The organism is Microbacterium sp. PAMC21962, assembly GCF_019443465.1.
Taxonomy (GTDB): Bacteria; Actinomycetota; Actinomycetes; order Actinomycetales; family Microbacteriaceae; genus Microbacterium; species Microbacterium hominis.
Genome location: NZ_CP080381.1, coordinates 1464926 through 1487073 on the forward strand (window position 1 = coordinate 1464926; position 22148 = coordinate 1487073).

Consider the following 22148-nt stretch of genomic DNA (forward strand, 5'->3'; position numbering starts at 1 on the left):
CGCCCCGGTCACAACTCCGCCGAATCGCCCCCACCACGTCGCCGCGACCGGCGTGTCGCGCCCGCCGCCACCGGAATGGAGGAGTTTCGCCCGGCATCGACGTCGGCCCGCGCGAGACGTGAGGGCCACCAGATCCGCCGGCCGAGGTCGTACGCGACCGCCGGCACCAGCAGCGAGCGCACGACGAACGTGTCGAGCAGCACGCCGAAGGCGACGATGAACGCGAGCTGGGCGAGGAACAGGATCGGGATCACGCCGAGCGCGGCGAAGGTTGCGGCCAGCACGAGCCCCGCCGAGGTGATCACCCCTCCGGTCGCGACGAGCCCGCGCAGGATGCCGGGGCGCGTGCCGTGACGCTTCGACTCCTCCCGCACGCGCGACATCAGGAAGATGTTGTAGTCGACGCCGAGTGCCACGAGGAAGACGAAGCCGTACAGGGGCACGGCGGGGTCCGCCCCCGGGAAGTGGAACAGGTTGTCGAAGACGAGCGCGCTGACGCCGAGTGCCGCGCCGAACGACAGGATGACGCTCAGGATCAGGATGACCGGGGCGACGACCGCCCGCAGCAGCAGCATCAGGATCACGAGGATCACGGCGAGGATCACCGGGATGATGAGAGTACGGTCGCGGATCGAGGTGTCGTTCGTGTCGAGGTCGATCGCCGTCGGCCCGCCGACCAGGGCGACGTCCGCGCCGAGCTCGGTCGTGAAGCTCGTCCGCAGATCGCGCACGGTCTGCTCCGCGGCCAGCGAGTCGGCCTCGTCCGACAGCGTCGCCACCAGCAGCACGTCGCCGTCGACGATCGTGGGCTGGGGCGGCGTCGCACTCGGCGGACCGGCCAGCGTGTAGACGGGGGCGCCGTTCTGCACGGAGACACCGATCTGACCCGACGCGGTGTCCTTCGCGGTCGCGGCGACGGATTCGATGCCGGGCGCCTTCTCGAGCACGGTCACGGCGTCGGCCACCCGATCCTGGGGCACGACGATGTAGGCGGGGCTGCCCGATCCCGCGGCGAAGTGCTGGGCGAGCACGTCCTGCCCGTCGCGCGCCTGCGACGCGCCCAGCACCAGGTCGCTCTGCGGCACCCCGTCGGCCTTGAGCTGCAGCACGCCGACGGATGCCGCGAGCAGCACGACCGTCGAGATGATCCACACGGGCCGTGCGTGGCGCGCGACCAGCCGCGCCTGGCGGCCCCAGAAACCGCGGACGGGGGCGTGCGGGTCGGTGACGAGCCGCTCGGCGTTGTCCCCCGGGTCGCCGTCGGCGCCCTTCGGGATGAAGGGCCAGAACGCCGCGCGCCCGAAGATCGCGAGCAGCGCCGGCAGGAACGTGAGGGCGGACAGCACCGCGAACGCGATGCCGATCGAGGCGATCGGCCCGAGCGCGCGGTTGCTGGCGAGATCGCTCAGCAGCAGGCAGAGCAGGCCGGCGATGACCGTGCCGCCCGAGGCGATGATCGGCTCGAACGCGCCGCGCCAGGCGAGGATCGCGGCATCCCATCGCTTGACCCCCGTGCCGATCGCTTCGCGGAAGCGTGCCGTGTACAGCAGGGCGTAGTCGGTGGCGGCACCGATGACGAGGATGAACAGGATGCCTTGCACTTGCCCGTTCAGCACGAAGATGCCCGCCTTGGCGAGCCACCAGACCGTCAGCAGCGCGACGCACAGGGCGAAGGTCGAGGTGAGCAGCACGAGCACCGGAAGCAGCGGCGAGCGGTAGACGATCACCAGGATGATGAACACCGCCCCGAGCGCGACGGCGAGCAGCAGGCCGTCGATACCGAGGAATCCCGCCACCAGATCGGCGGTGAACCCGGCGGGGCCGGTGACCCACGCCTCCAGGCCCGACGGCAGGTTCTTCTCGATGCTCTCGCGGACGGCCGTGACCGTCTCGCCCACGTCGCCCGCGGTCGAGATCGGCACGAAGAACTGCACCGCCTCGCCGTCTTCGGACGGGATGGCCGGCGACACCTGCTCGACGCCCTCGACGCCGGAGATGGTCGAGGCAAGGTCGGAGATCTGAGTGAGCTGCGCCGCGCTGAGCGCCCCGTCGCCGGTGACGACGATGACGGCGGGGATGCTGTCGCCGCCGGTGAACTGCGAGAGCCGCTCCTGCACCTGCGTGGACTCCGCCGAGGACGGCAGGAACGAGGACTGGTCGTTGGTCGCGACCTCGTCGACCTTGCCGAAGTAGGGGCCGCCGATGGATCCGCCGACGAGCCAGATCAGGACCAGCAGAACGGGAATGCCGATACGCAGCCAGCGCGTCGGGGTGTCGGTGCGACGAGTCATGTCGCTAGCTTATCTAGTAATAAGTCCCGCATGCCAGCGCCGTGATGCGCGGGGACGCGCACTCACCCGCGGACGAAGTAGAGCACCCAGCCCGTGACGAGACTGATCATGCCGAGCGCGAGCATCCCCGCCGCCGACCAGGTCAGCGCACGCAGCCCGGCGGGGCGCCGCTGCAGCCGCATGCGTCCCTGCCAGCCGTGGCGGTACCAGATGGATGCCGCGTCGGCGTCGCCGATAGCCGCGGCATCCGCCGCCGACAGGGGCGCACTGTTCGCGTCGCCGTCCGCGTCGAACCACCGCGCGAGCGGATGCTCACCGTCGCGGTCGATGATGGCCTCCGCCGGGAGCCACGTGCCGTCGGCCGCCCACACGACGACAGCCGCGGCGGCGAGCACGACGAACGCGCCGAGTCCGACCCACGTGAAGATCTCGATCAGCGCGTCGATCGCGTGATCCATGGAGTCTCCCTGGGCGAGGGGAAGTGTGGAGCCGCCTAAGGGAATCGAACCCTTGACCTATTCATTACGAGTGAATCGCTCTGCCGTCTGAGCTAAGGCGGCGCAGGGAGCCGGAGCGCCATGCACGATGATCGATCCTACAGGGTCGGGGCGCCTCTCGCGAACCGGTCGCCGGGGCCGGCGACGCCGACCCGATCCGGCGGTGTCGTCGTGTTACGTCCCGATTCTGATCTGGACGCCGGATCTGCCTACCGTCGATGAGGCACCGCGACGAGGCGAGCGCGGAAGCCGACCCTGCAGTCCTCCCGCGCCACGCGGTGCCCCGACCCACAAGGAGCACCACCCATGTCCAAGAAGACCCTGGCCGCCGCTCTGGCGCTGCCGCTCGTCCTGCTGCTGAGCGCGTGCGCCTCCGGCGCCGCATCGCCCTCCGACTCCGCGGGGGCCTCCTCCGACCCCGTGCGCATCGGCGTCGTCGGCGCCGGCGACCCCTACTGGGAGACCTACAAGGAAGCCGCTGCCGCCGAGGGCATCAACGTCGAGATCGTGAACTTCGACTCCTACGACCAGCCGAACCCGGCTCTGTCGGCGGGCGAGCTCGACCTGAACCAGTTCCAGCACATCATCTACCTCGCCACCTACAACGTGAAGGCCGGAGACGACCTGGTGCCGATCGGGGCGACCGCGATCTACCCGCTGGGCCTGTACTCGACCAAGTACGCCAGCGTCGCCGACATCCCCGCCGGTGAGACCATCGCCGTCCCCAACGACGAGTCCAACCAGGCGCGCGCGCTCCTGGTCCTGCAGTCGGCGGGCCTGATCACGCTGAAGGACGGCGGGTCGATCTTCTCGGCCGTCGCCGACATCGAGCCGGGCTCCAAGGTCAAGGTCGAGGCCGTCGCCGCCGACTTCACCGCCTCGTCGCTCCCCGACTTCGCCGGCGCCGTCGTGAACAACGACTTCGTCGCCAAGTCCGGACTGACCAAGGACCAGCTGCTCGCGCAGGACGACCCGGCGGACTCGTCGGCGTTCCCGTACATCAACATCTTCGCGGCCAAGGCCGCGGACGCCGACAACCCGACCTACGCGAAGCTCGTCGAGCTGTACCAGAACACCGCCGCTGTCCAGGAGGGCGTGCTGGAGGCCTCGGGCGGCACCGCGGTGCTCCTGAAGACGCCGGTCGCCGATCTGGTGACGTCGCTGAAGAAGACCGAGGACGACATCCGCGCCCAGCAGTGATCGCCCCGCGTGTGCGGCCCGTCGGAAGGCGGGCCGCACACGCGTGCGTCGTCTCCGCCTCGACCCGGATCGGGAGCCCATGAGCATCATCAGACTGACATCGGCCACGAAGGTCTTCCCCCCGCAGACGAAGGGGGCACCGCCCGTGGTCGCCCTCGACGACGTCTCCCTCGACGTCGCGGCGGGTGAGATCTGCGGCATCATCGGATACTCCGGTGCGGGCAAGTCCACCGTGCTTCGTCTCATCAACGCGCTGGAGACGCCGTCGTCGGGACGCGTGGAGATCGACGGATCCGACATCACCCGGTTCGGTGAGCGGGAGCTGCGGAGGCTGCGCGCGGACATCGGCATGATCTTCCAGCAGTTCAACCTCTTCGACTCGCGGACGGTCGCCGGGAACGTGGCCTACCCGCTGGAGGTCGCGGGCCGCCCCCGTGGCGAGATCCGCTCACGCGTCGCGGAACTCCTCGAGTTCGTCGGCCTGTCCGCCAAGGCGCAGAACTACCCCGAGCAGCTGTCCGGCGGGCAGAAGCAGCGGGTCGGCATCGCGCGCGCTCTCGCGACGAGCCCCCGCATCCTCCTCGCCGACGAGGCGACGAGCGCGCTCGACCCCGACACGACCCAGGAGGTCCTGGGTCTCCTCCGCCGGGTGAACGCGGAGCTCGGCGTCACCATCGTGCTCATCACGCACGAGATGGAGGTCATCCGCACCCTCGCCGATCGCGTCGTCGTGATGGAGCAGGGCCGCGTCATCGAGACCGGCAGCGTCTTCGACATCCTCTCCGCCCCGCAGCATCCGGCGACCGCGCGCTTCGTCGCCAGCGTCATCGACGACGTCCCCACCGGCGACGACCTCGCCGCCCTGCGCGCTCGGCACGACGGACGCATCGTCACGCTGGACGTCCGCGACGGCGTCGCCGCACAGGCGGACGTGTTCGCCGCCCTGGCCGCCCACGGCGTGCGCTTCGAGGTCGTGCACGGCGGCATCAACGACATCCGGGGCCGCGTCTTCGGACACCTCACGCTCGCCGTGACCGGTGACGCGGATGCCGTCACGCGCGCGCTGGCCGCGGCATCCGCGCACGCGCCCCTGACCGAGGAGGACCCCCGTGGATAGGCTCATCACGCTGCTGCCCCAGCTCTGGGAGGCGACGCTGGAGACGCTGTACGTCGCGAGCGCGGCGCTGGTGCTGGGCGGTGCCGGCGGCCTGCTGCTCGGTCTCGCCCTCTACGCGACCCGCCCGGGCAGCCTCTTCCCGCAGCGCGCGGTGTTCGGGGTGCTCAACGTCATCGTGAACACGATCCGACCGATCCCCTTCATCATCCTGCTGGCCGCCGTGCAGCCCATCGCGCGCGGGGTCGGCGTGCCCGGCATCGGCGTGCCGTTCGCGGTGTTCGCCATCACGATCGCCTCGCTGTTCGCCATCAGCCGCATCGTCGAGCAGAATCTGCTGACCGTGCGCCCCGGGGTCATCGAGGCCGCGCGCGCGGCGGGCGCGAGCCGGTCGCGGATCCTCTTCCGGCTCGTCCCCCGGGAATCCCTGGGCCCGCTCGTGCTCGGATACACCTTCGTCGTCGTGGCGCTCGTCGACATGACCGCGATGGCCGGCGCCGTCGCCGCCGGCGGACTCGGCGAGTTCGCGATCAACTACGGCTTCAAGCAGTTCAACCCGTGGGTGACCTGGTCGGCCGTGCTGGTCATCGTCGTGATCGTCCAGCTGGTGCAGTTCGTCGGCAACGCGCTCGCCCGCCGGGTCCTGCGCCGCTGAGCGACCCTCCGCGCGAGCTCAGCAGGTGAGCCCGTTCTGCGGCACCGTGCCGTCGACAAGGTAGTCCTCCACGGCCGTGTCGACGCACGTGTTGCCCTTGTTGTAGCCGGTGTGCCCCTCGCCCTGGCGGGTCACCAGCACCCCCGACGACAGCTGCTCGGCCAGCGAGACCGACCACTCGTACGGCGTCGCGGGATCGTTGGTGGTGCCGACCACCACGATGGGTGCGGCGCCGTCGGCGGCGATCTTCTCGCGCACGCCCGTCGGCGGGTACGGCCAGACCTCGCACACGTCCACACCCTGCCAGTACGGCGCGATGGTCGGCGCCTTCTGCCGCACGAGCGCGTCGGCGGCATCCTTGTCGGCCTGCGAGGAGTCGAGGGGGTAGTCCATGCAGTTGTAGGCCCGGAAGGCCTCGGTCGAGTTGTCCTGATAGGTGCCGTCGGAGCGGGCGTAGTAGAAGTCGGCCAGCGTCAGGGCGGTGTCGGCGTCGCCGGCGAGGGCGTCGGTGAGGGCCTTGCTGAGGTAGGACCAGCTGTCCTGGGAATACAGGGCGGCGATGATCGCGGTCATCAACGTGTCGGCGCCCAGCTCACGCCCGTCCGAGCCGGTCAGCGGCGAGCTGTCGACGCTCGCCAGGAGCGTGCCGAGAGCGGCCATGCCCTCGTCGACGCTGCCCGAGAACGGGCAGGAACGGCCCTGCAGACAGTCGGCCATGTAGGCCCGCAGCGCCGACTCGAATCCGATGGCCTGCGTCGTGCTCACGTCCAGTCCCGACACCGACGGATCGATCGCGCCGTCGAGCACGAGGCGCCCGACGCGCTCGGGGAACAGCTTGGCGTACGTCGCGCCGAGGAAGGTGCCGTACGAGTAGCCCAGGTAGTTGAGCTTCGTGTCGCCGAGCACGGCGCGCAGCAGATCCATGTCGCGCGCCGCGTTGTCGGTCGTGATGTACGGCAGGATGCCGTCGCTTCCCGCTTCACAGGCCTTGACGAAGTCCTGGTTGCGGGCCGTCAGCTCGTCGGTCCAGCCCTGGCTGCCCCGCGGATCGGCGGGGATGTCGAAGAGGTAGGCGTCCATCTCCGCGGCATCGAAGCAGCGCACCGCCGTGGAACGGCCGACGCCGCGCGGGTCGAACCCGATGACGTCGTAGACGTCGGAGAGCGCCGCACCGACCGCGAACGACGACGACTGCGCGATGAGATCGTAACCGCTCGCGCCGGGTCCGCCGGGGTTGGTCAGCAGCGACCCGATGGCGTCGCCGTCGGTCGCGGCGCGGCGGATCACGGCGAGATCTATGGTCCCCACCGAGGGATCGGTCCAGTCCAGCGGTGCGGTGACCGTCGCGCAGTCGTAACTTCCGGCATCCGCGCCGCTGCAGGCCTGCCAGTCGAGCTGCTGCCCGTAGAACTCCTCGAAGCCGGCGGGAGCCCCGTCGACGTCGGGTTCGCGGCTGGGCGCCGGTGTGGCGGCGCTCTCCGGGGGGATGGCCGCGTACAGGCAGCCGGACAGCATCGTGGTCGCCGCCGCGAGGGCGGCGATCGTGACCACGGCGCGCCGGACGACGGATCGGCCGACGACGGAACGACGACGGCGGTGGGATGTCTCGGTCACAGTGTCCTCCCGCTCGCGACGGTCACGAGCATGCTCTCCAGGGCCAGGGCGGGGGCGGCGTTGCCCTCCAGGTTCGTGCGCGTCTGCGAGATCGCGTCCAGCACCACCAGCGTGCGGGGGGCCGACCAGGCGTCGGCGAGGGCGCGCAGTTCGGACGCCAGCTCGCGGTTGATGAGATCGTCGCCGCGACCGAACTGCAGCATGAGCACATCGCGGAACATCGACTCGAGATCGGTGAGCACGCGGTCGATGCCGTCGCGCAGGCTGCGGGTCGCGCGCCGCTTCTGGTCGTCCTCCAGCGCGCTGAGCTGACCGCGCACGGCAGGCGGCACCGCCGCGCCGGCGACGATGCCGAGGGTGCGCAGGAGCGACGCGCGCTCGGCCTCGTCGCGCTCGGCCGTCAGCGCCTTGGCGTCGTCGGTGGCCAGCTGCACGATCCGCGCCGCGGTCTCGACCGCTCCCCCGACGCCGCGGACCGACAGCACGGCGCGCAGCGTCTCGTCGCGGCGGGCGCGCGCGCCCTCGTCGGTGGCCAGGCGCACCGCCATGCCGATGTGGCGCTGCGCGAGCCGCGCCGCCTGCTCGGCGGTGGCCGGGTCGACGCCGGTGCGTGCCACGATGAGGCGTCCGACGTCGGCGACATCGGGCTCACGCAGACGCAGCGTGCGCACGCGCGAGCGGATCGTGGGCAGGAGGTCGGCGTCGCTGGGCGCGCAGAGGATCCACACGGTCCGCTCCGGCGGCTCTTCGAGCGCCTTGAGGAGCACGTTGCTGGTGCGCTCGACCATCCGGTCGGCATCCTCCATCACCATGACGCGGTAGCGGCCGAGCGACGGGGAGAAGTAGGAGCGCTCGACGAGCGCGCGGGCGTCTTTGATCGAGATGATCACACCCTCGGTGCGCAGCGCGGTGAGGTCGGGGTGCGTGCCGGCGAGCACCTGACGCATCGCGTTCTCATCCCCCGGCTCGGCGATCAGCGCCGCGGCGAACGCGTACGCGAGGGTCGAGCGGCCCGAGCCGGCCGGGCCGGTGATGAGCCACGCATGCGCGAGCTGAGCGGGATCGGATGCCGCGGCGCGCAGCTGCTGCAACGCCTCGTCCTGGCCCCACACCTCGCCCCACGGGACCTCCGTCCCGGGCTCCCCCTCGGCGATCGGAGCATCCGCAATCATGCCCCCAGCCTACGTGCCCGCACGGACACCCCCAGGGAGTTCTCCCCCCAGCGGCGAGCCGCCATGTCTTGTGCGAGCCGCCACGGCGCGTCCGGCCCGGGGCGTGGCGGCTCGGGCGCGGGATGGCGGCTCGGCGGGGTGGGGTGGGTGGGGCGGGGTCAGGCGAGGTGGTGGGCGATGTGGGTCTGGATGGCGGCGGCCAGCTCGGCGGCGGGGAGCGCGGCGTCGAGCACGAGGAAGCGCTGCGGATCGGCGGCGGCCAGGCTCAGGAATGCGACGCGGACACGATCGTGGAACTCGGCCTTCTCCGCCTCGAGCCGGTCGAAGGGCTTGTCGGCGGCATCCAGTCGCCGACGGGCGGCGGCCGGATCGAGGTCGAGGAGCACCGTCACGTCGGGAAGCGCGTCCTCCGTGGCCCACAGCGACAGCTCGCGCACCTGGTCGGCATCCAGCACACGCCCCGCACCCTGGTAGGCCACCGACGAGTCGAGGTAGCGGTCCTGGATGACGACCTCGCCGCGGTCGAGGGCGGGTCGCACGAGCGTCGCGACGTGCTGCGCGCGATCCGCCGCGTAGAGCAGCGCCTCCGCGCGCGGGGCGACCTCGCCGCGGTGGTGCAGGACGATGTCGCGGATCAGGACGCCGACCTCCGTGCCGCCGGGTTCACGGGTGCGCAGGACCGTGCGCCCCTGATCGCGCAGCCAGCGCTCGAGGAGGCTCGCCTGCGTCGTCTTCCCGGTGCCGTCACCGCCCTCGAACGTGACCCACAGTCCGCGGGTCATTTCTTCTTGGCGGCCGGCTTGCGCGTGGTCGTGGTCGTCCGGCGGGTCGTGCGCTTGGGCGCGGGACCCTTCGCACGCTTGTCCGCGAGCATCTGCACCGCGACCTCGAAGGTGATGTCGTCGGCGGTCTGCCCGCGCGGGATCGTCACGTTCGTGGTCCCGTCGGTGACGTAGGCGCCGAAGCGGCCGTCCTTGATGCGGATGGGCTTGCCCGACACCGGATCGGCCTCGAACTCCTTGAGGAAGCTCGCGGCGCGGTTGGCGTACTTCGGCTGCGCGTAGATCTCGAGCGCCTGCTCGAGGGTGATGTCGAAGATCTGGTCCTCGCCCGCGAGCGAACGCGAGTCGGTGCCCTTCTTCAGGTACGGACCGTAGGGGCCGTTCTGCGCCGTGATCGGGGTGTCGGTCTCGGGGTCGACACCGACGGTGCGCGGAAGCGAGAAGAGCTTCAGCGCGGTCTCGAGGTCGATCGTCTCGGGCGACATGCTCTTGAAGAGCGAGGCGCGGCGCGGCTTGGGCGCCTCGACCTTCTTCTTCGCGACCCGCTTCTTCGGCGCCGACTCGGCCACGGCCTCCGCGACGGGCGCGGGCTCCGGCTCGGGCTCGGCGGGGAGCACCTCTTCGAGGTAGGGACCGAAACGACCGTCCTTCACCACGATGTCGCGCCCGTTCTCGGGGTTCTGTCCGAGCACGCGGTCGCCGGCGATCGGGGCGTCGATGAGCTCGCGCGCCTTCTCGGGGGTGAGTTCGTCGGGGGCCAGATCGCCGGGGACGTTGACGATGCGCGACGTGCCGTCCTCGTTGGGCACGTCGAGGTAGGGGCCGTACCGGCCGAAGCGCAGGGTGGCGACGTCGCCGATCTTCGTCGCGTTGATCTCGCGCGCGTCGATCTCGCCGAGGTTGTCGAGGATGTGACGAAGGCCCACGTGGTTCTCGGAGCCGAAGTAGAACTCCTGCAGCCACGCGACGCGCTGCTGCTCGCCGCGCGCGATCGCGTCGAGGTCGTCTTCGAGCGCGGCCGTGAAGTCGTAGTCGACGAGGTCGGCGAAGTGCTCCTCGAGCAGCCGCACGACGCTGAACGCCAGCCAGCTGGGCACGAGCGCCTGACCGCGCTTGGTGACGTACTCGCGGTTGATGATGACGTCGATGATGCTCGCGAACGTCGAGGGACGACCGATGCCCTTCTCCTCCAGCGCCTTCACGAGCGACGCCTCGGTGTAGCGGGGCTTGGGGCTGGTGGCGTGCCCCTTCGGCTCGACGTCGTGCAACGAGAGCACGTCGCCGACGGCCAGCGGCGGCAGCGACTGGTCGTCGGACTTGTCGGCGTCGCCGCGCTTCTCGTCGCGCCCTTCCTCGTACGCCTCGAGGAAGCCCTTGAAGGTGTACACGGTGCCGGATGCCGTGAACGACGCCGTGCGGCCGGCCGCCTCGGTCTCGAGCGTCACCGTGGTGGTCTCGTACTTGGCGTCGGACATCTGCGAGGCGACGGTGCGCTTCCAGATGAGGTCGTACAGGCGCAGTTCGTCGCGGTCCAGCGACGACGACACGGATGCCGGGGTGCGGAAGGAGTCGCCCGAGGGACGGATCGCCTCGTGCGCCTCCTGCGCGTTCTTGCTGTTGTTGCGGTAGCTGCGCGGGTTGGCCGGCACCGCCTTGTCGCCGTACAGCGCCACGGCCTGGGTACGCGCCGCCGTGACCGCCTGCGTGGACAGCGCGGTCGAGTCGGTGCGCATATAGGTGATGTACCCCTTCTCGTAGAGCCGCTGTGCGACGCCCATGGCGTGCTTCGCGCTCATCGAGAGCTTGCGACCGGCCTCCTGCTGGAGCGTGGAGGTCGTGAACGGGGGCTTGGGGCTGCGGGTTCCGGGCTTGGCCTCGACGGCCGTGACGGTCGCCTCCCCGCCCGCCTCGATCGCGGCGGCCAGCTCGCGCGCCTGCGATTCGGTGAGGACGACGACGGCCTTCTTCAGCTGCCCGGCATCGTCGAAGTCGGTGCCGCGCGCCAGCGGAGCGCCGTCGAGGCGGGCCAGGCGGGTGGCGAACGACTCGCCGCCGGAGGCGGCGAGCGCCTCGACATCCCAGTACGACGCCGAGACGAAGGCCATGCGCTCGCGTTCGCGGTCGACGACGAGGCGCGTCGCAGCCGACTGCACGCGCCCGGCGGAGGTGCCCTGTCCGACCTTCCGGCGCGTGACGTCGGAGACGTCCCAGCCGTACAGACGGTCGAGGATGCGGCGCGTCTCCTGCGCGTCGACGAGGGCGAGGTCGAGCTCGCGGGTGTTGTCGACGGCGGCGCGGATGGCGTCCTTGGTGATCTCGTGGAACACCATGCGCTTGACGGGGACCTTGGGCTTGAGGGCCTCGAGCAGGTGCCACGCGATGGCTTCGCCTTCGCGGTCTTCATCGGTGGCGAGCAGGAGCTCGTCGGCGTTCTTGAGGGCGCGCTTGAGCTCGGCGACGGTCTTCTTGCCGCGCTCGCTCTCCACATAAAGAGGAGTGAAGCCGTTCTCGATGTCGATCGAGTACTTTCCGACCGAGGTCTTCTTCAGCTCGGCGGGGATGTCCTTCTTGTCCGCGAGGTCACGGATGTGACCGACCGAGCTGAGCACCTCGTATCCGTCGCCCAGGTATCCCTGGATCGACTTCATCTTCGTCGGCGACTCGACGATGACGAGCTTCTTGCCCCCAGCACTCTTGACAGCTGCCACGTGGCGTCCTTTCTCCGATGCACACCATACACACCGCTCGACGTGGAGGACGCTGGGAGCCGCCGCCTCACCCACCACCGGGAGGGGGCCCGGCCCGCGCGCGAGCCTCCGCGGCAAGCACCCCCGACCCGAGGCGGACACGGACCGTCGCGGTCGTTCCGACCACGGTGCACGCCACGACCGCGGCACCCGCCACGGCCGCGACATCGACGGCGCGTTGGCACGCCGTCCCCGACACGAGGCCCGCGGCCGTATCGGCGGCGGCGAGGGCCGCGGCATCCGCGATGCCCGCCGCGCGGGCACCGACGACCGCCGCCGCCCCGGCGGTCACGACACCGACCGCCACGGCCGACGCGACGGCGACCGCGGCGAGCGCGGCCGCTGCCCCCGCCATCAGCGATCCCCCCTCATCATCACTGTCGTCACCGTCCACCGTCGAGGGCACAGGAGCGGGCCCGCAGCTCGGGCAGCGGAAGCGGGATGCCGGGGGACGCCGTCGCGGTGACGCACACGAGATCGCCGTCGGCGGTGACCCCGGCGACGTGTCCACCGGCGATCGCCTGCACGATCTCGCCGGCGCGATCGGGCTCGCCGCGCGCGGCGAGCCTCGAGGCCTGCGCGGCCGCATGCTCCAGCCGCACCTGCCGTCCCACCGCGGACACGGCGCCCGCGGTCAGCGCCACGAGCAGCAGCACCGCGGGAACGATGACGGCGAACTCTGCGGTCGCCGAACCGCCGTCATCGTCCCGGCGACTCATGCGACCGTGAGTGCGCGGCGGACCAGATCGGTGAGGATGCCGCGCACCTCGTCGCTGCGCATGATCACGACGAGCAGCCCCGCGAACGCGACGGCCGCCATCGTCGCGACGGCGTACTCCGCCGTGGCGGCACCGTCCTCGTCGGCGTACAGGGCGCGGGCGCGTCGAGCGCTCAACGGCGGCAAGGACGCGGTCGCGGTCCTCGGCGAGGGGCGGTCGAGTGATGAGAGTGACATGGGATCTCCTTTTCGTGACGGTGGACGAGCGGGCACGGGGTGACGGCGGCGGTGTGCCGCCGAGGCAGCGGGGGCTAGGGCGGTGCCGCGGGTGCGCCGAGCGGCAGGGATGCGCCGCCGACCACCGAGAGCAGCAGCGGGGCGACGCCCAGCAGCAGGAAGGCGGGCAAGGTGCACACGCCCATCGGCAGCAGCAGCGACGCGCCCAGACGGGCCGCACGCAACCGGCCCTCCGTGCGTGCGGCACGGCGTTGCTCCGCGGCGCCCGCCCGGAGGAGGTCGACGGCCGGGGCGCCGGCCCGCTGCGACAGACGGAGGACCGCGTGCACGTCGGGCGCGATCCGTCCGGCGCCGGCACCCTCCGCCGTCGCCAGCGCCCGATCGATCGACACGCCCCCGGACAGGGCGATGGCGACGACTTCCGCCTGCACGCCGGCGAGGCGGTCGTCGGGCTGGGCGCGCGCCACCAGGCGCTTCGTCCAGCCGCGTGCGGCGAGCATCAGTGCGACGCCCGCGACCGCGCACGCGATGCCGATCGGCTGGGTGAGCGCCGCGACGAGGTCGAAGCCCAGCGTCATGCCGAGGAGCACCGCGACGACGGGGAGCCACGTGACGAGACGCGCGGTGGCCGTCGGGTCGGCCAGCGCCACGCGCACGTCGTCGCGCGCCTCCTGGGCGCCGCGCAGCGCGTCGGCGAACCGCCGGAGGCTGGATGCGAGCGGCGCGCCGACGGTCTCCGCGACCTGCCACGCGGCGGCGACATCGATCCACGCGCCGCCCAGTGCGCGCAGCGCGGAGGAGGCGCCGGTGCTGTCGGGAGTCGTCGCGACCCGCAGCGCGACGGGATCGCCGTCCTCGGCCAGCAGCTCCCACGCCCGGCCGGGCGCGACGCCGGATTCGAGGAGGACCGACACCTTCTGGACGGTCGCCGCGGCGTCGGAGGCCTCCGCGGGCCGGGCGCTCACGATCCGACCTCCATGCGCAGGCGGCCACTGTCGTCGAGCGCGGGCCGCGCGATTCCCGAGACGCGCCGGATGCCGTCGGCGCCCCGCTCGACGTGGACCACCACGCCGATGGCACTGACGACCTGACGCGCCATCGAGCGATCGTCCATGCCCGCGAGCGCGCCCAGCGCCTCCAGCCGGGCCGGAAGGTCGCGGATGCTGCCGGCATGGACGGTGCCGGCGCCGCCGTCGTGTCCCGTGTTGAGCGCGGTGAGGAGCTCTCGCACCTCCTCGCCGCGACACTCCCCCACGACGAGGCGGTCGGGCCTCATCCGCAGGGCCTCGCGGACGAGCCGCGCCAACGGCACCGCCCCGGCGCCCTCCAGATTGGGCTGTCTCGCCTCGAGGCGGACGTGGTGGGGATGCCGGATGCGCAGTTCGGCGACGTCCTCGATGGTCACGATGCGTTCCCGGGCGGGAACACGTCCCAGCAGCGCCGACAGCAGGGTGGTCTTGCCGGCCCCGGTCGCACCGGAGATGAGGACGTTCCGGCGCGCCGTCACGAGCGCGTCGAGACGGCGGAGGGTCTCGGCATCGCACAGACCGCCGCGCACGAGCTCGTCGAGATCGGGGATGCCGACCTGCGGGAGACGGATCGAGATGGCCGTGCCCGAGCACGCCACCGGCGGGAGCACCGCGTGCACCCGTGCGCCGTGCTCCCACCGGACGTCCACGAGCGGTGTGGCATCGTCGAGGTGGCGTCCGCCGACGCCGATGAGAGCGACGGCCAGCGCGCGCAGGTCGTCCGCTCCCAGGCGCCAACCCTCCACGGATTCGACGCCGCGACCACGGTCGACGAAGAGGCCGTCGACGCCGTTGATGAACACGTCCGTGATCTGCGGATCGCCCAGCAGATGGCGGAGGGGGTCGAGCGCCGGATGGTCGGGCAGCGGTCTGCGCTCCGGCCGCCGCAGCGGAGCCGCCGGTGACGCCGCGGCCGCCGCCGCATCGACGACGATCGGGGTCCGGCGCACGGATTCGGGAACGCGCCGGCTCTCGCGGCGACGGACGACGAACGGCTCGGACATGCCTCGACGGTAGGTGCGGCCGGCGCCTGCGCTCGAGGTGGGCGGCGGCATCCGTGGACAGTGCCCGTCGGCGCGACGTTGGGGAGGAGTCTTCGCCGGAAAGAGAGAAGGCGGCATCCCATAGGGGGAGATGGGATGCCGCCACGCGACATCCCGGAATCGGGGGTGGTCGGGAGTCGCGCTGCCTGAATCGAAGTTCGGCCGGATCGAGCTTACGCAGACGCGCGGCACCACTCCAATCGAAACCGCGTGTTTCCACTGATATATCGGATGTCCGTCGCTCCCCACTTCCGGAGGTGGTGCACGTCGGAGGCCGTCGCTAGATTTCGTGAATCGTCCGGGACACGGTCCCGTCCCCGCCGCAAAGGAGCGCGCAGATGAGCAGCCAGATCGACCACTTGCTGAACGAGACCCGTCGGTTCGCCCCCTCCCCCGCGTTCGCCGCCGACGCGATCGCCACGGCCGACCTGTACGCGCGCGCGGATGCCGACCGTGAGGCGTTCTGGGCCGAGCAGGCCCGCGCGCTGCACTGGCACACCCCGTTCACCGAGGTCCTCGACTGGTCGCAGCCGCCCTTCGCCCGGTGGTTCGCCGACGGAGAGCTCAACGTCGCCTACAACTGCCTCGACCGCCACGTGGCGGAGGGCAACGGCGATCGCGTCGCGCTGCTGTGGGAGGGCGAGCCGGGCGATGAGCGCCGCATCACCTACGCACAGCTCACCGAGGAGGTCAAGCGCACGGCGAACGTGCTGCAGGAGCTCGGCGTCGGCGCCGGCGACCGCGTCGCGATCTACCTCCCCATGATCCCCGAGGCGATCGCGGCGATGCTCGCCGTCGCGCGGATCGGCGCCATCCACTCGGTCATCTTCGGCGGCTTCTCCGCCGACAGCCTGCGCTCCCGCATCGACGACGCCGGCGCGAAGCTCGTCATCACCGCCGACGGCGGCTACCGCAAGGGCCGCGTGTCCCCGCTGAAGCCGGCGGTCGATCAGGCGCTCGGCGACCGCGGTGCGGGACCGCAGGAGACGGTGGAGCACGTCCTGGTCGTGCGGCGCACCGAGAACGAGGTCGCCTGGACCGAGGGGCGCGACATCTGGTGGCACGACGCCGTGCCGGCGGCATCCGCCGAACACGAGGCGCAGCCGTTCCCCGCCGAGAACCCGCTCTTCATCCTGTACACGTCGGGGACCACCGGAAAGCCGAAGGGCATCCTGCACACCTCGGGCGGATACCTCACCCAGGCCGCGTTCACCAACCGGGTCGTCCACGACCTGCACCCCGAGACGGATGTCTTCTGGTGCACGGCCGACATCGGCTGGATCACCGGTCACTCGTACGTGACCTACGGTCCGCTCGCGAACGGCGCGACCCAGGTGCTGTACGAGGGGACTCCCGACAGCCCGCACCCCGGCCGCTGGTGGGAACTGGTCGAGAAGTACGGCGTGACGATCCTCTACACGGCGCCCACGGCCATCCGATCGTTCATGAAGCTGGGCCGTGAGATCCCGCAGCGCTTCGACCTGTCGTCGCTGCGCCTGCTCGGATCGGTGGGCGAACCGATCAATCCCGAGGCATGGATGTGGTACCGCTCGATCATCGGCGGCGACACCGCTCCCATCGTCGACACCTGGTGGCAGACCGAGACGGGAGCCATCATGGTCTCCGCCCTGCCCGGCGTGACCGAGACCAAACCCGGCTCGGCGCAGGTGCCGCTCCCCGGCATCGGAATCGACGTCGTGGACGACGAGGGCACCCACGTCGGCAACGGCAACGGCGGCCTCCTCGTGATCACCCAGCCGTGGCCGTCGATGCTCCGCGGCATCTGGGGCGACCCGGAGCGCTTCGTCGAGACCTACTGGGAGAAGTTCCAGGACAAGGGCTTCTACTTCGCCGGCGACGGCGCACGCCTCGACGAGGACGGCGACGTCTGGTTCCTCGGGCGCGTCGACGACGTCATGAACGTCTCCGGCCACCGGCTCTCGACGACCGAGATCGAATCGGCGCTGGTCGGCAACGAGGCCGTCGCCGAGGCGGCGGTGGTGGGCGCGTCCGACGAGACCACCGGGCAGGCGGTCGTCGCCTTCTGCGTGCTGAAGGAGTCCTTCCTCAAGGCGCACGACGCCGCGGGCATCGTCGACGTCCTGCGCCGTTGGGTCGGTGAGCAGATCGGCCCGATCGCGCGTCCGCGCGACGTGTACATCGTCACCGAGCTGCCGAAGACCCGCTCCGGCAAGATCATGCGGCGGCTGCTGCGCGACGTGGCCGAGGGACGCGAGGTCGGCGACACCACGACCCTCGCCGACACGATGGTCATGTCCACCATCCAGTCGAAGATCACGCCGACGTCGTAGGATCACCGGCCTTCCCGCGCCGGCGCATCACCAGGACGGTGCCCACGGACCCTGCGGCCGCGCACAGCAGCGCGATGCCGGCGATCAGGAGCCACGCCCACACCGGGAGCGCCGGCGTCCCGGCATCCGCCGTCGGCTGCGTCGCCTGCGGCACGTCGCCGTCGGTGAGCACCTGCGCGGCGCAGTCGGTGACCGCGACCGAGAAGTCGATCGGGTCGAACGCGGTGCCCGCCGGGTAGTTCGGGAAGGCGGCTGAGCCTTCTGCCGTGATCGTCGTGGCGGCCCCGGTCACCGTGATCGTGTCGGCGGTGCGGGAGACGTCGCCCTGCGTCAGGTCGATATCGGCGAAGGGCACCGCGACGGCCGTCACGACGTTCTCCGTGCGCCCGGCCAGAGCGTCGTCCATCGTGAGCCCCGACACGTCCAGGAGCAGTTGGGCCCGGGTCGAGTCGATGAGGCGGATGCGCGGGTTTCCGACGGTGGTGTGCAAGAGGCCGTCGTGGCCCGTGAAGGTCACCGTTCCGGTGAAGTCGACCTGACCGGTCGCCCCGGCGATGTCGGCCGTCCCGGTGCCGCCGCGCCACTGGAAGACGGGTGTGCTGTAGGCGGCGCCGTCGGCCACGGTCCACTCGCCGTGGGCGATCGAGCCGGAGATGTAGGAGCGGAACGACTCCTTGAACCCCCAGTCGAGCGACGCGTCCCGCACGGTGCAGCCGCTCATCGCGAGCGGGGCGAGAACGGTGATCGGCGCACCGAGAGCGAGCTGCGCGCCCTGGAAGGTCAGGGTGTGCTCCCCCGGCGCCAACGTCGCCGGGAGCAGCCCGCGCCAGGCGGCGACACCGTTCTCGTCCGCGGTGAGCGCGAACTCGAGGACCACCGGGCTCGAGTACACGACGACCTTGATGTCGGTCTCGCGGGGGGCGAAGCCGCTTCCCGAGGCCGCGATCTCGCCGCCCGCGGCCACGCCGGCAGCGAAGGCGGGGTCGACCGTGAGCCCGGTGCGGGCGGGCGGGTCGGCCGGAGGGACCCACGCCGCGCCCGCGGCGGCGGACGCGACCGTCTGCGCCGGTGCGGCGGAGCCGGGCGCCGCATCCGCGCCGACGACGAAGGTGACCGCGTCCATCGCGGTGCCGGCGCCGTAGAACTGCGACGATCCGTACGAGAACACGCCGGCGCCCGACGCCGTGAGGGTGGCGGGCACGGAGGTGTAGGCGATCGCGCCGTCCGCGTCGCTGCGGGTGCCGGCGGACAGGTCGAGCGCGGCCAGCTCGGTGCGTCGACCGCCCACACTGACGATGAGCGCTCCGGCCGATGCCGAGTCGATCCGCACCTGCGGGTCGCTGAAGGTGAGGTCGAGCACGCCGGAGTGTCCGGTGAACCGCACCGCACCGCCGTAGCTCGCGGTGCCGCGCCCGTCGGCGAGGTCGCGCCCGGTCTGCCCGAAGCGGAACCGGCCGTCCGCCGCACTCGCGCCGCCGGAGACCGCGATGGCCCCCTTGGCGATCGGCCCGGTGATGTAGCTGCGGAAGGAGGATTTCACGCCCCAGAGCAGGGCGCCCTCGCGGGTGGGCACGACCGTGGTCGGTGCGCTCGGCGCGATCACGGGTGGCGTGACGACGGGGACCTCGGGGGTGGTCGGGGTGGTCGGGGTCGCTCCGGAGAACCCGACGGCGAAGGATGCCGGCCGCTTCGCGGCATCCATCGATCCGCCGGTCGAATAGAAGTAGGCGGCCAGATGGGTCGTCGCGTGGAAGTCGACGAACGACTGGGGCCACGACCCCCACCCGGAGCCCGACCGCACCTGCGGGGTTCCGCCGCGCGCGTCGATCTCGACGCCCGCGAAGTCGGGCGTGACGACGAAGCCGCGCTGCGCGTCGACGACGACGCCGCGCAGTGTCGCCACCGTGACGCCTGTCTGCGGTGCGACGGCCTCCTTCGGCTTGTCCGGATCGGACATGTCGCCGGCGTAGCCGGAGAGATCGGCCGTCAGGGAGCCGACGCCGTCGGCCGAGACCTCGAGCCGGGGATGGGAGAGGGTGAACGGCACGAGCCCGTCGTAGAAGTTCACGCTCACCTCACCCGGCCAGGTGATGGTGGCCGCGCCGCTCGCATCGAGCACCGCGGTGCCGTGGGTGAATCGCATCAGCTGCGCGGCCTGCCCGCCCGCGTCGACATGGCTGCCGCGCGTGTCCCACGTCGCGGTCGCGGTGGAGCCGTCGGCGGCGCGCTGCACGATCTCGGCGCCGTCGCCGCGCGCACGGTAGGTCGCCGTCGTCCCGTCGGAGACGCCCGCCGAGAAGTAGTTCGCGGCGCTGCCGTTGGGGGGACGGTGCTGCCATTCCGGCGCCCCGGTCCACTCGAGGACGACTCCCGTGTAGGTCGTCGTCTCGGGGACCGAGGGCCGCTCCCGCACGCTCACGCGCACCTCGGCGCTGTAGACGGTGTCGACGCTGTTCGAGAGCCGGGCGCGGTACACGGCGCCGTCGTCGCTCAACGGCGCCGCGTCGACCGTCAGCCTGCTCCCGTCGACGCCCGCGGCCACCTCGACCCAGTCCTCTCCCGAGCGGCGCTGCCAGGACACGGTGGGAGCGGGGTTGCCGGACGCGAGCACCGAGAGCTCGTAAGGCTGACCGACATACACCGTCGGCGCCGTCGGCTGGGCTTCGACGATCGGGGCGGTGGTGACCCGGATCGTCGCCGGCGCGGTGGCGACGCGGCCGCCGGGGGTGGCGAAGACGGCGCGAACCTGGGTGCCGTCGGTGTTGACGGTGGCCTCGAGCGCGAGAAGCGGCGAGGTCTCCCCCGCGATGTCGGCGAACCGGGTGGCGCCGGACGGACGGATCTGCCACTGCACCTGACCGGTGCCGGTCGCCTGGAAGGCGATGGCCGTCGACGCCGTGCCGGCGGCGAGCGTGACGGCACGGTCGGCGGGGTCGGAGGTCACGACGGGAGCGATGCCCGTGAGCTCGAGGCGCTGCAGCGCCCGCCGTCCCGTCGCGGCATCCGCGACCTGCACGATGACGGAGCCGTCGGGAAGGACGGCGAACACGTCGCGGCTGAGGGCGTCGCGGGCGAATCCGGCGATCGGGATGCTGGCGACCAGGCGGTGGTCGCGGAGCACGTCGATCGAGGCCGCCGTCTGGCTGAGCACGTAGTCGAGGCCGTGCGCGGCGTCGGAGCCCGCCTGGTCCGCGTAGCCCTGGACGCCGATGCCGACGTCGTTCGCGAGCATGCGGACCGATCCCGCGATCACATCCGCGTAGCCGACGACGCCCGTCCAGTTGGCGCTGTAGAGCATCACCGCCCCGTCGGCCGCGGTCGCGGCGAGCTCGTAGGTGAAGTACTGGTTCCACTCGGCCGCATAGGGCTGCGTGGTCGGAACGGTGTCGGCGACGAAGGCCGCGGTCGCCGTCTGGGCGCCCACGACGAGGTGGCGCGCCGGCAGCGGGATGCCCTCGGCGAGCTTGCCGACGGCGAGGTAGCTGCCGTCGCGGAGCGCGACCAGTGTGCCGCCCGCCTTCGGGCCGGAGCTTCCGAACAGGTCCGCGGCGCGCTGCGCGTCGGTCGCATCGGCGGGCAGCACGATCGGCACGGAGACGAGGGCACCCGTGCCGCCTGCCGACCGCGTGAGGGTGAAGCGGTCGGCCGCGGTGCCGCGCACCTGCGTGATGACGGCGATCTCGTTCGCGACCGCGTTCCACGCCATCGCGTTGAGGGTGTACGCCGTCCCCGTGATCGTCCCCACGGTGGCCGTCTCGTAGCCGCCGCCCGTCCAGGTGAGCGCGGTCAGGGTGGCGTCGCCGCCGCGCACCCCGCCGACAGTGGTGCGCACCTGGGTGAGCACGAACACGCGGTCGGATGCCGGGTCGTTCGCGACGGCGTACGCGGCGTTCGCGGCGAGCGGCACCTCGACCGCGCCGGCCGGCTGGAGGGTCGCGGGATCGAGCGCGCTCACGGTCAGCGCCGTCGCGGTGCTCGTCGCCCGCTCGACGACGTGCAGCGCCGTCGCGCCGACCAACGCATCGCGGCTGGCCGGATTGACGGCGCCGACCCAGGTCGCGGCGGGCGTGAAGGCGGGCGCGCCCGGAACGCTCCAGTGCTCGCCCAGATCGGGCGCCCCGCCGGGGCCGGCGTAGGTGAGCGAGACCGGATCCATCGTCGTGCCGACCGGATAGAGCGGGAAGCCGTCGCCGGCCACCGTGGGCATGGCGGGCCAGGCCGTCGTGCCGTCGCCCACGACCGGGCTCGCCCCGAGCGCATCGATCGTGGCGATCACGACGTCCTCGTAGCGCGTGATCGCGCCCCCGGGCGTGTCCCGGGAGATGCCCTCGTAGTCTCCTCGGAGCTCTTGCCTGTCGGCGGAGATGGTCAGCTGCAGGCCGGAGAACGTCGAGTCGAGCAGGCACGACGTGAAGGCGACGTTGTCGTCGCAGTACGCCGCGAAACGCACCGTGCCGCCCAGCTGCACCGTGAGCGCGTTGCCGTCGCCGAACGAGCCTGCCGTGACCGGGAAGTCGAAGGCGCCGTCCGCCGCCCGCGTCACGCCGCCGGTCATGATCACCCCGGCGCCGATGTAGTTGCGCCAGGACTCCTTGATGCCCCAGTGCACGCTCCCCGCGCCGATCTCGGCGGGGGCGGCCACGGCGGGAACCGGGGCGAGGACGGCGAGCAGTCCCGCCAGAAGGGCCAGGACGGCGGTGAACGCGGGGATGCGGCGGCGCGCGGACATGCGGAAGTA

16 protein-coding genes and 1 tRNA gene are annotated in these 22148 nt (G+C 71.8%); 4 read left to right on the forward strand and 13 right to left on the reverse strand.

What is annotated here, in order from left to right; all coding sequences use genetic code 11:
* Positions 1-8 precede the first annotated feature (8 nt).
* The 3 genes from KY498_RS07160 to KY498_RS07170 form a co-directional block, all read right to left on the reverse strand.
* Positions 9-2291 carry an MMPL family transporter gene (locus tag KY498_RS07160; protein WP_191008082.1) on the reverse strand — a complete coding sequence of 761 codons (2283 nt, stop codon included), beginning with the start codon at positions 2289-2291 and terminating at the stop codon, positions 9-11.
* Between the two features lie 62 nt (positions 2292-2353).
* Complete coding sequence (locus KY498_RS07165) at positions 2354-2749, reverse strand: hypothetical protein (protein WP_101305829.1); 396 nt, start codon at positions 2747-2749, stop codon at positions 2354-2356.
* 26 nt (positions 2750-2775) lie between these two features.
* Positions 2776-2851 (reverse strand) — tRNA-Thr (locus KY498_RS07170).
* A gap of 243 nt (positions 2852-3094) precedes the next feature.
* Between KY498_RS07170 and KY498_RS07175 the strand changes: the two genes are divergently transcribed.
* The 3 genes from KY498_RS07175 (at position 3095) to KY498_RS07185 (ending at position 5757) form a co-directional block, all read left to right on the forward strand.
* The gene (locus KY498_RS07175) at positions 3095-3988 is read left to right on the forward strand and encodes a MetQ/NlpA family ABC transporter substrate-binding protein (protein ID WP_060960469.1); all 894 of its coding nucleotides are present in this window, start codon (positions 3095-3097) and stop codon (positions 3986-3988) included.
* Between the two features lie 79 nt (positions 3989-4067).
* Entirely contained in the window at positions 4068-5105 is a 1038-nt protein-coding gene (locus tag KY498_RS07180; protein ID WP_191008081.1) for a methionine ABC transporter ATP-binding protein, read from the forward strand.
* The gene (locus KY498_RS07185) at positions 5098-5757 is read left to right on the forward strand and encodes an ABC transporter permease subunit (protein ID WP_060960471.1); all 660 of its coding nucleotides are present in this window, start codon (positions 5098-5100) and stop codon (positions 5755-5757) included. Before KY498_RS07180 ends, KY498_RS07185 begins: the two co-directional genes overlap by 8 nt.
* An 18-nt stretch (positions 5758-5775) precedes the next feature.
* On the opposite strand, the gene KY498_RS07190 is transcribed toward KY498_RS07185, so the two are convergent.
* From KY498_RS07190 to KY498_RS07230, 9 genes are all read right to left on the reverse strand, one after another.
* The gene (locus KY498_RS07190) at positions 5776-7371 is read right to left on the reverse strand and encodes an alpha/beta hydrolase (RefSeq protein WP_375140952.1); all 1596 of its coding nucleotides are present in this window, start codon (positions 7369-7371) and stop codon (positions 5776-5778) included.
* On the reverse strand, positions 7368-8543 hold the full coding sequence (locus KY498_RS07195; RefSeq protein WP_191008080.1) for a DNA polymerase III subunit delta': 1176 nt from the start codon (positions 8541-8543) through the stop codon (positions 7368-7370). The genes KY498_RS07190 and KY498_RS07195 overlap by 4 nt, the downstream gene beginning before the upstream one ends.
* Before the next feature lie 158 nt (positions 8544-8701).
* The gene (tmk, locus tag KY498_RS07200; protein ID WP_191008079.1) at positions 8702-9325 is read right to left on the reverse strand and encodes a dTMP kinase; all 624 of its coding nucleotides are present in this window, start codon (positions 9323-9325) and stop codon (positions 8702-8704) included.
* Positions 9322-11973 carry a type I DNA topoisomerase gene (gene topA / locus KY498_RS07205; RefSeq protein ID WP_258186452.1) on the reverse strand — a complete coding sequence of 884 codons (2652 nt, stop codon included), beginning with the start codon at positions 11971-11973 and terminating at the stop codon, positions 9322-9324. Before topA ends, tmk begins: the two co-directional genes overlap by 4 nt.
* Positions 11974-12100: 127 nt before the next feature.
* Positions 12101-12427 carry a helicase gene (locus KY498_RS07210; RefSeq protein ID WP_191008077.1) on the reverse strand — a complete coding sequence of 109 codons (327 nt, stop codon included), beginning with the start codon at positions 12425-12427 and terminating at the stop codon, positions 12101-12103.
* 28 nt (positions 12428-12455) lie between these two features.
* Positions 12456-12791: a TadE family type IV pilus minor pilin gene (locus KY498_RS07215; RefSeq protein ID WP_101305825.1), complete on the reverse strand. Its 336-nt coding sequence runs from the start codon at positions 12789-12791 to the stop codon at positions 12456-12458.
* Positions 12788-13027, reverse strand: coding sequence for a DUF4244 domain-containing protein (locus KY498_RS07220; protein WP_060960476.1), 240 nt, complete (start codon positions 13025-13027; stop codon positions 12788-12790). The genes KY498_RS07215 and KY498_RS07220 overlap by 4 nt, the downstream gene beginning before the upstream one ends.
* Before the next feature lie 74 nt (positions 13028-13101).
* Entirely contained in the window at positions 13102-13992 is an 891-nt protein-coding gene (locus KY498_RS07225; RefSeq protein WP_191008076.1) for a type II secretion system F family protein, read from the reverse strand.
* Positions 13989-15059, reverse strand: coding sequence for a TadA family conjugal transfer-associated ATPase (locus KY498_RS07230; RefSeq protein ID WP_191008075.1), 1071 nt, complete (start codon positions 15057-15059; stop codon positions 13989-13991). Before KY498_RS07230 ends, KY498_RS07225 begins: the two co-directional genes overlap by 4 nt.
* Positions 15060-15436: 377 nt before the next feature.
* Between KY498_RS07230 and acs the strand changes: the two genes are divergently transcribed.
* Positions 15437-17410 carry an acetate--CoA ligase gene (gene acs / locus KY498_RS07235; RefSeq protein WP_191008074.1) on the forward strand — a complete coding sequence of 658 codons (1974 nt, stop codon included), beginning with the start codon at positions 15437-15439 and terminating at the stop codon, positions 17408-17410.
* Here acs and KY498_RS07240 read toward each other — a convergent pair.
* The gene (locus KY498_RS07240) at positions 17394-22139 is read right to left on the reverse strand and encodes an HtaA domain-containing protein (protein ID WP_191008073.1); all 4746 of its coding nucleotides are present in this window, start codon (positions 22137-22139) and stop codon (positions 17394-17396) included. The two genes, acs and KY498_RS07240, sit on opposite strands and share 17 nt — an antisense overlap.
* Positions 22140-22148 lie beyond the last annotated feature (9 nt).

Coding starts and splice junctions, on each gene's coding strand:
- KY498_RS07180 (WP_191008081.1), top strand. CDS start 4,068: ATGAGCATCATCAGACTGACATCGGCCACGAAGGTCTTCCCCCCGCAG.
- KY498_RS07165 (WP_101305829.1), bottom strand. CDS start 2,749: ATGGATCACGCGATCGACGCGCTGATCGAGATCTTCACGTGGGTCGGA.
- KY498_RS07220 (WP_060960476.1), bottom strand. CDS start 13,027: ATGTCACTCTCATCACTCGACCGCCCCTCGCCGAGGACCGCGACCGCG.
- KY498_RS07210 (WP_191008077.1), bottom strand. CDS start 12,427: ATGGCGGGGGCAGCGGCCGCGCTCGCCGCGGTCGCCGTCGCGTCGGCC.
- KY498_RS07160 (WP_191008082.1), bottom strand. CDS start 2,291: ATGACTCGTCGCACCGACACCCCGACGCGCTGGCTGCGTATCGGCATT.
- topA (WP_258186452.1), bottom strand. CDS start 11,973: ATGAAGTCGATCCAGGGATACCTGGGCGACGGATACGAGGTGCTCAGC.
- KY498_RS07240 (WP_191008073.1), bottom strand. CDS start 22,139: ATGTCCGCGCGCCGCCGCATCCCCGCGTTCACCGCCGTCCTGGCCCTT.
- tmk (WP_191008079.1), bottom strand. CDS start 9,325: ATGACCCGCGGACTGTGGGTCACGTTCGAGGGCGGTGACGGCACCGGG.
- KY498_RS07195 (WP_191008080.1), bottom strand. CDS start 8,543: ATGATTGCGGATGCTCCGATCGCCGAGGGGGAGCCCGGGACGGAGGTC.
- KY498_RS07175 (WP_060960469.1), top strand. CDS start 3,095: ATGTCCAAGAAGACCCTGGCCGCCGCTCTGGCGCTGCCGCTCGTCCTG.
- KY498_RS07230 (WP_191008075.1), bottom strand. CDS start 15,059: ATGTCCGAGCCGTTCGTCGTCCGTCGCCGCGAGAGCCGGCGCGTTCCC.
- acs (WP_191008074.1), top strand. CDS start 15,437: ATGAGCAGCCAGATCGACCACTTGCTGAACGAGACCCGTCGGTTCGCC.
- KY498_RS07215 (WP_101305825.1), bottom strand. CDS start 12,791: ATGAGTCGCCGGGACGATGACGGCGGTTCGGCGACCGCAGAGTTCGCC.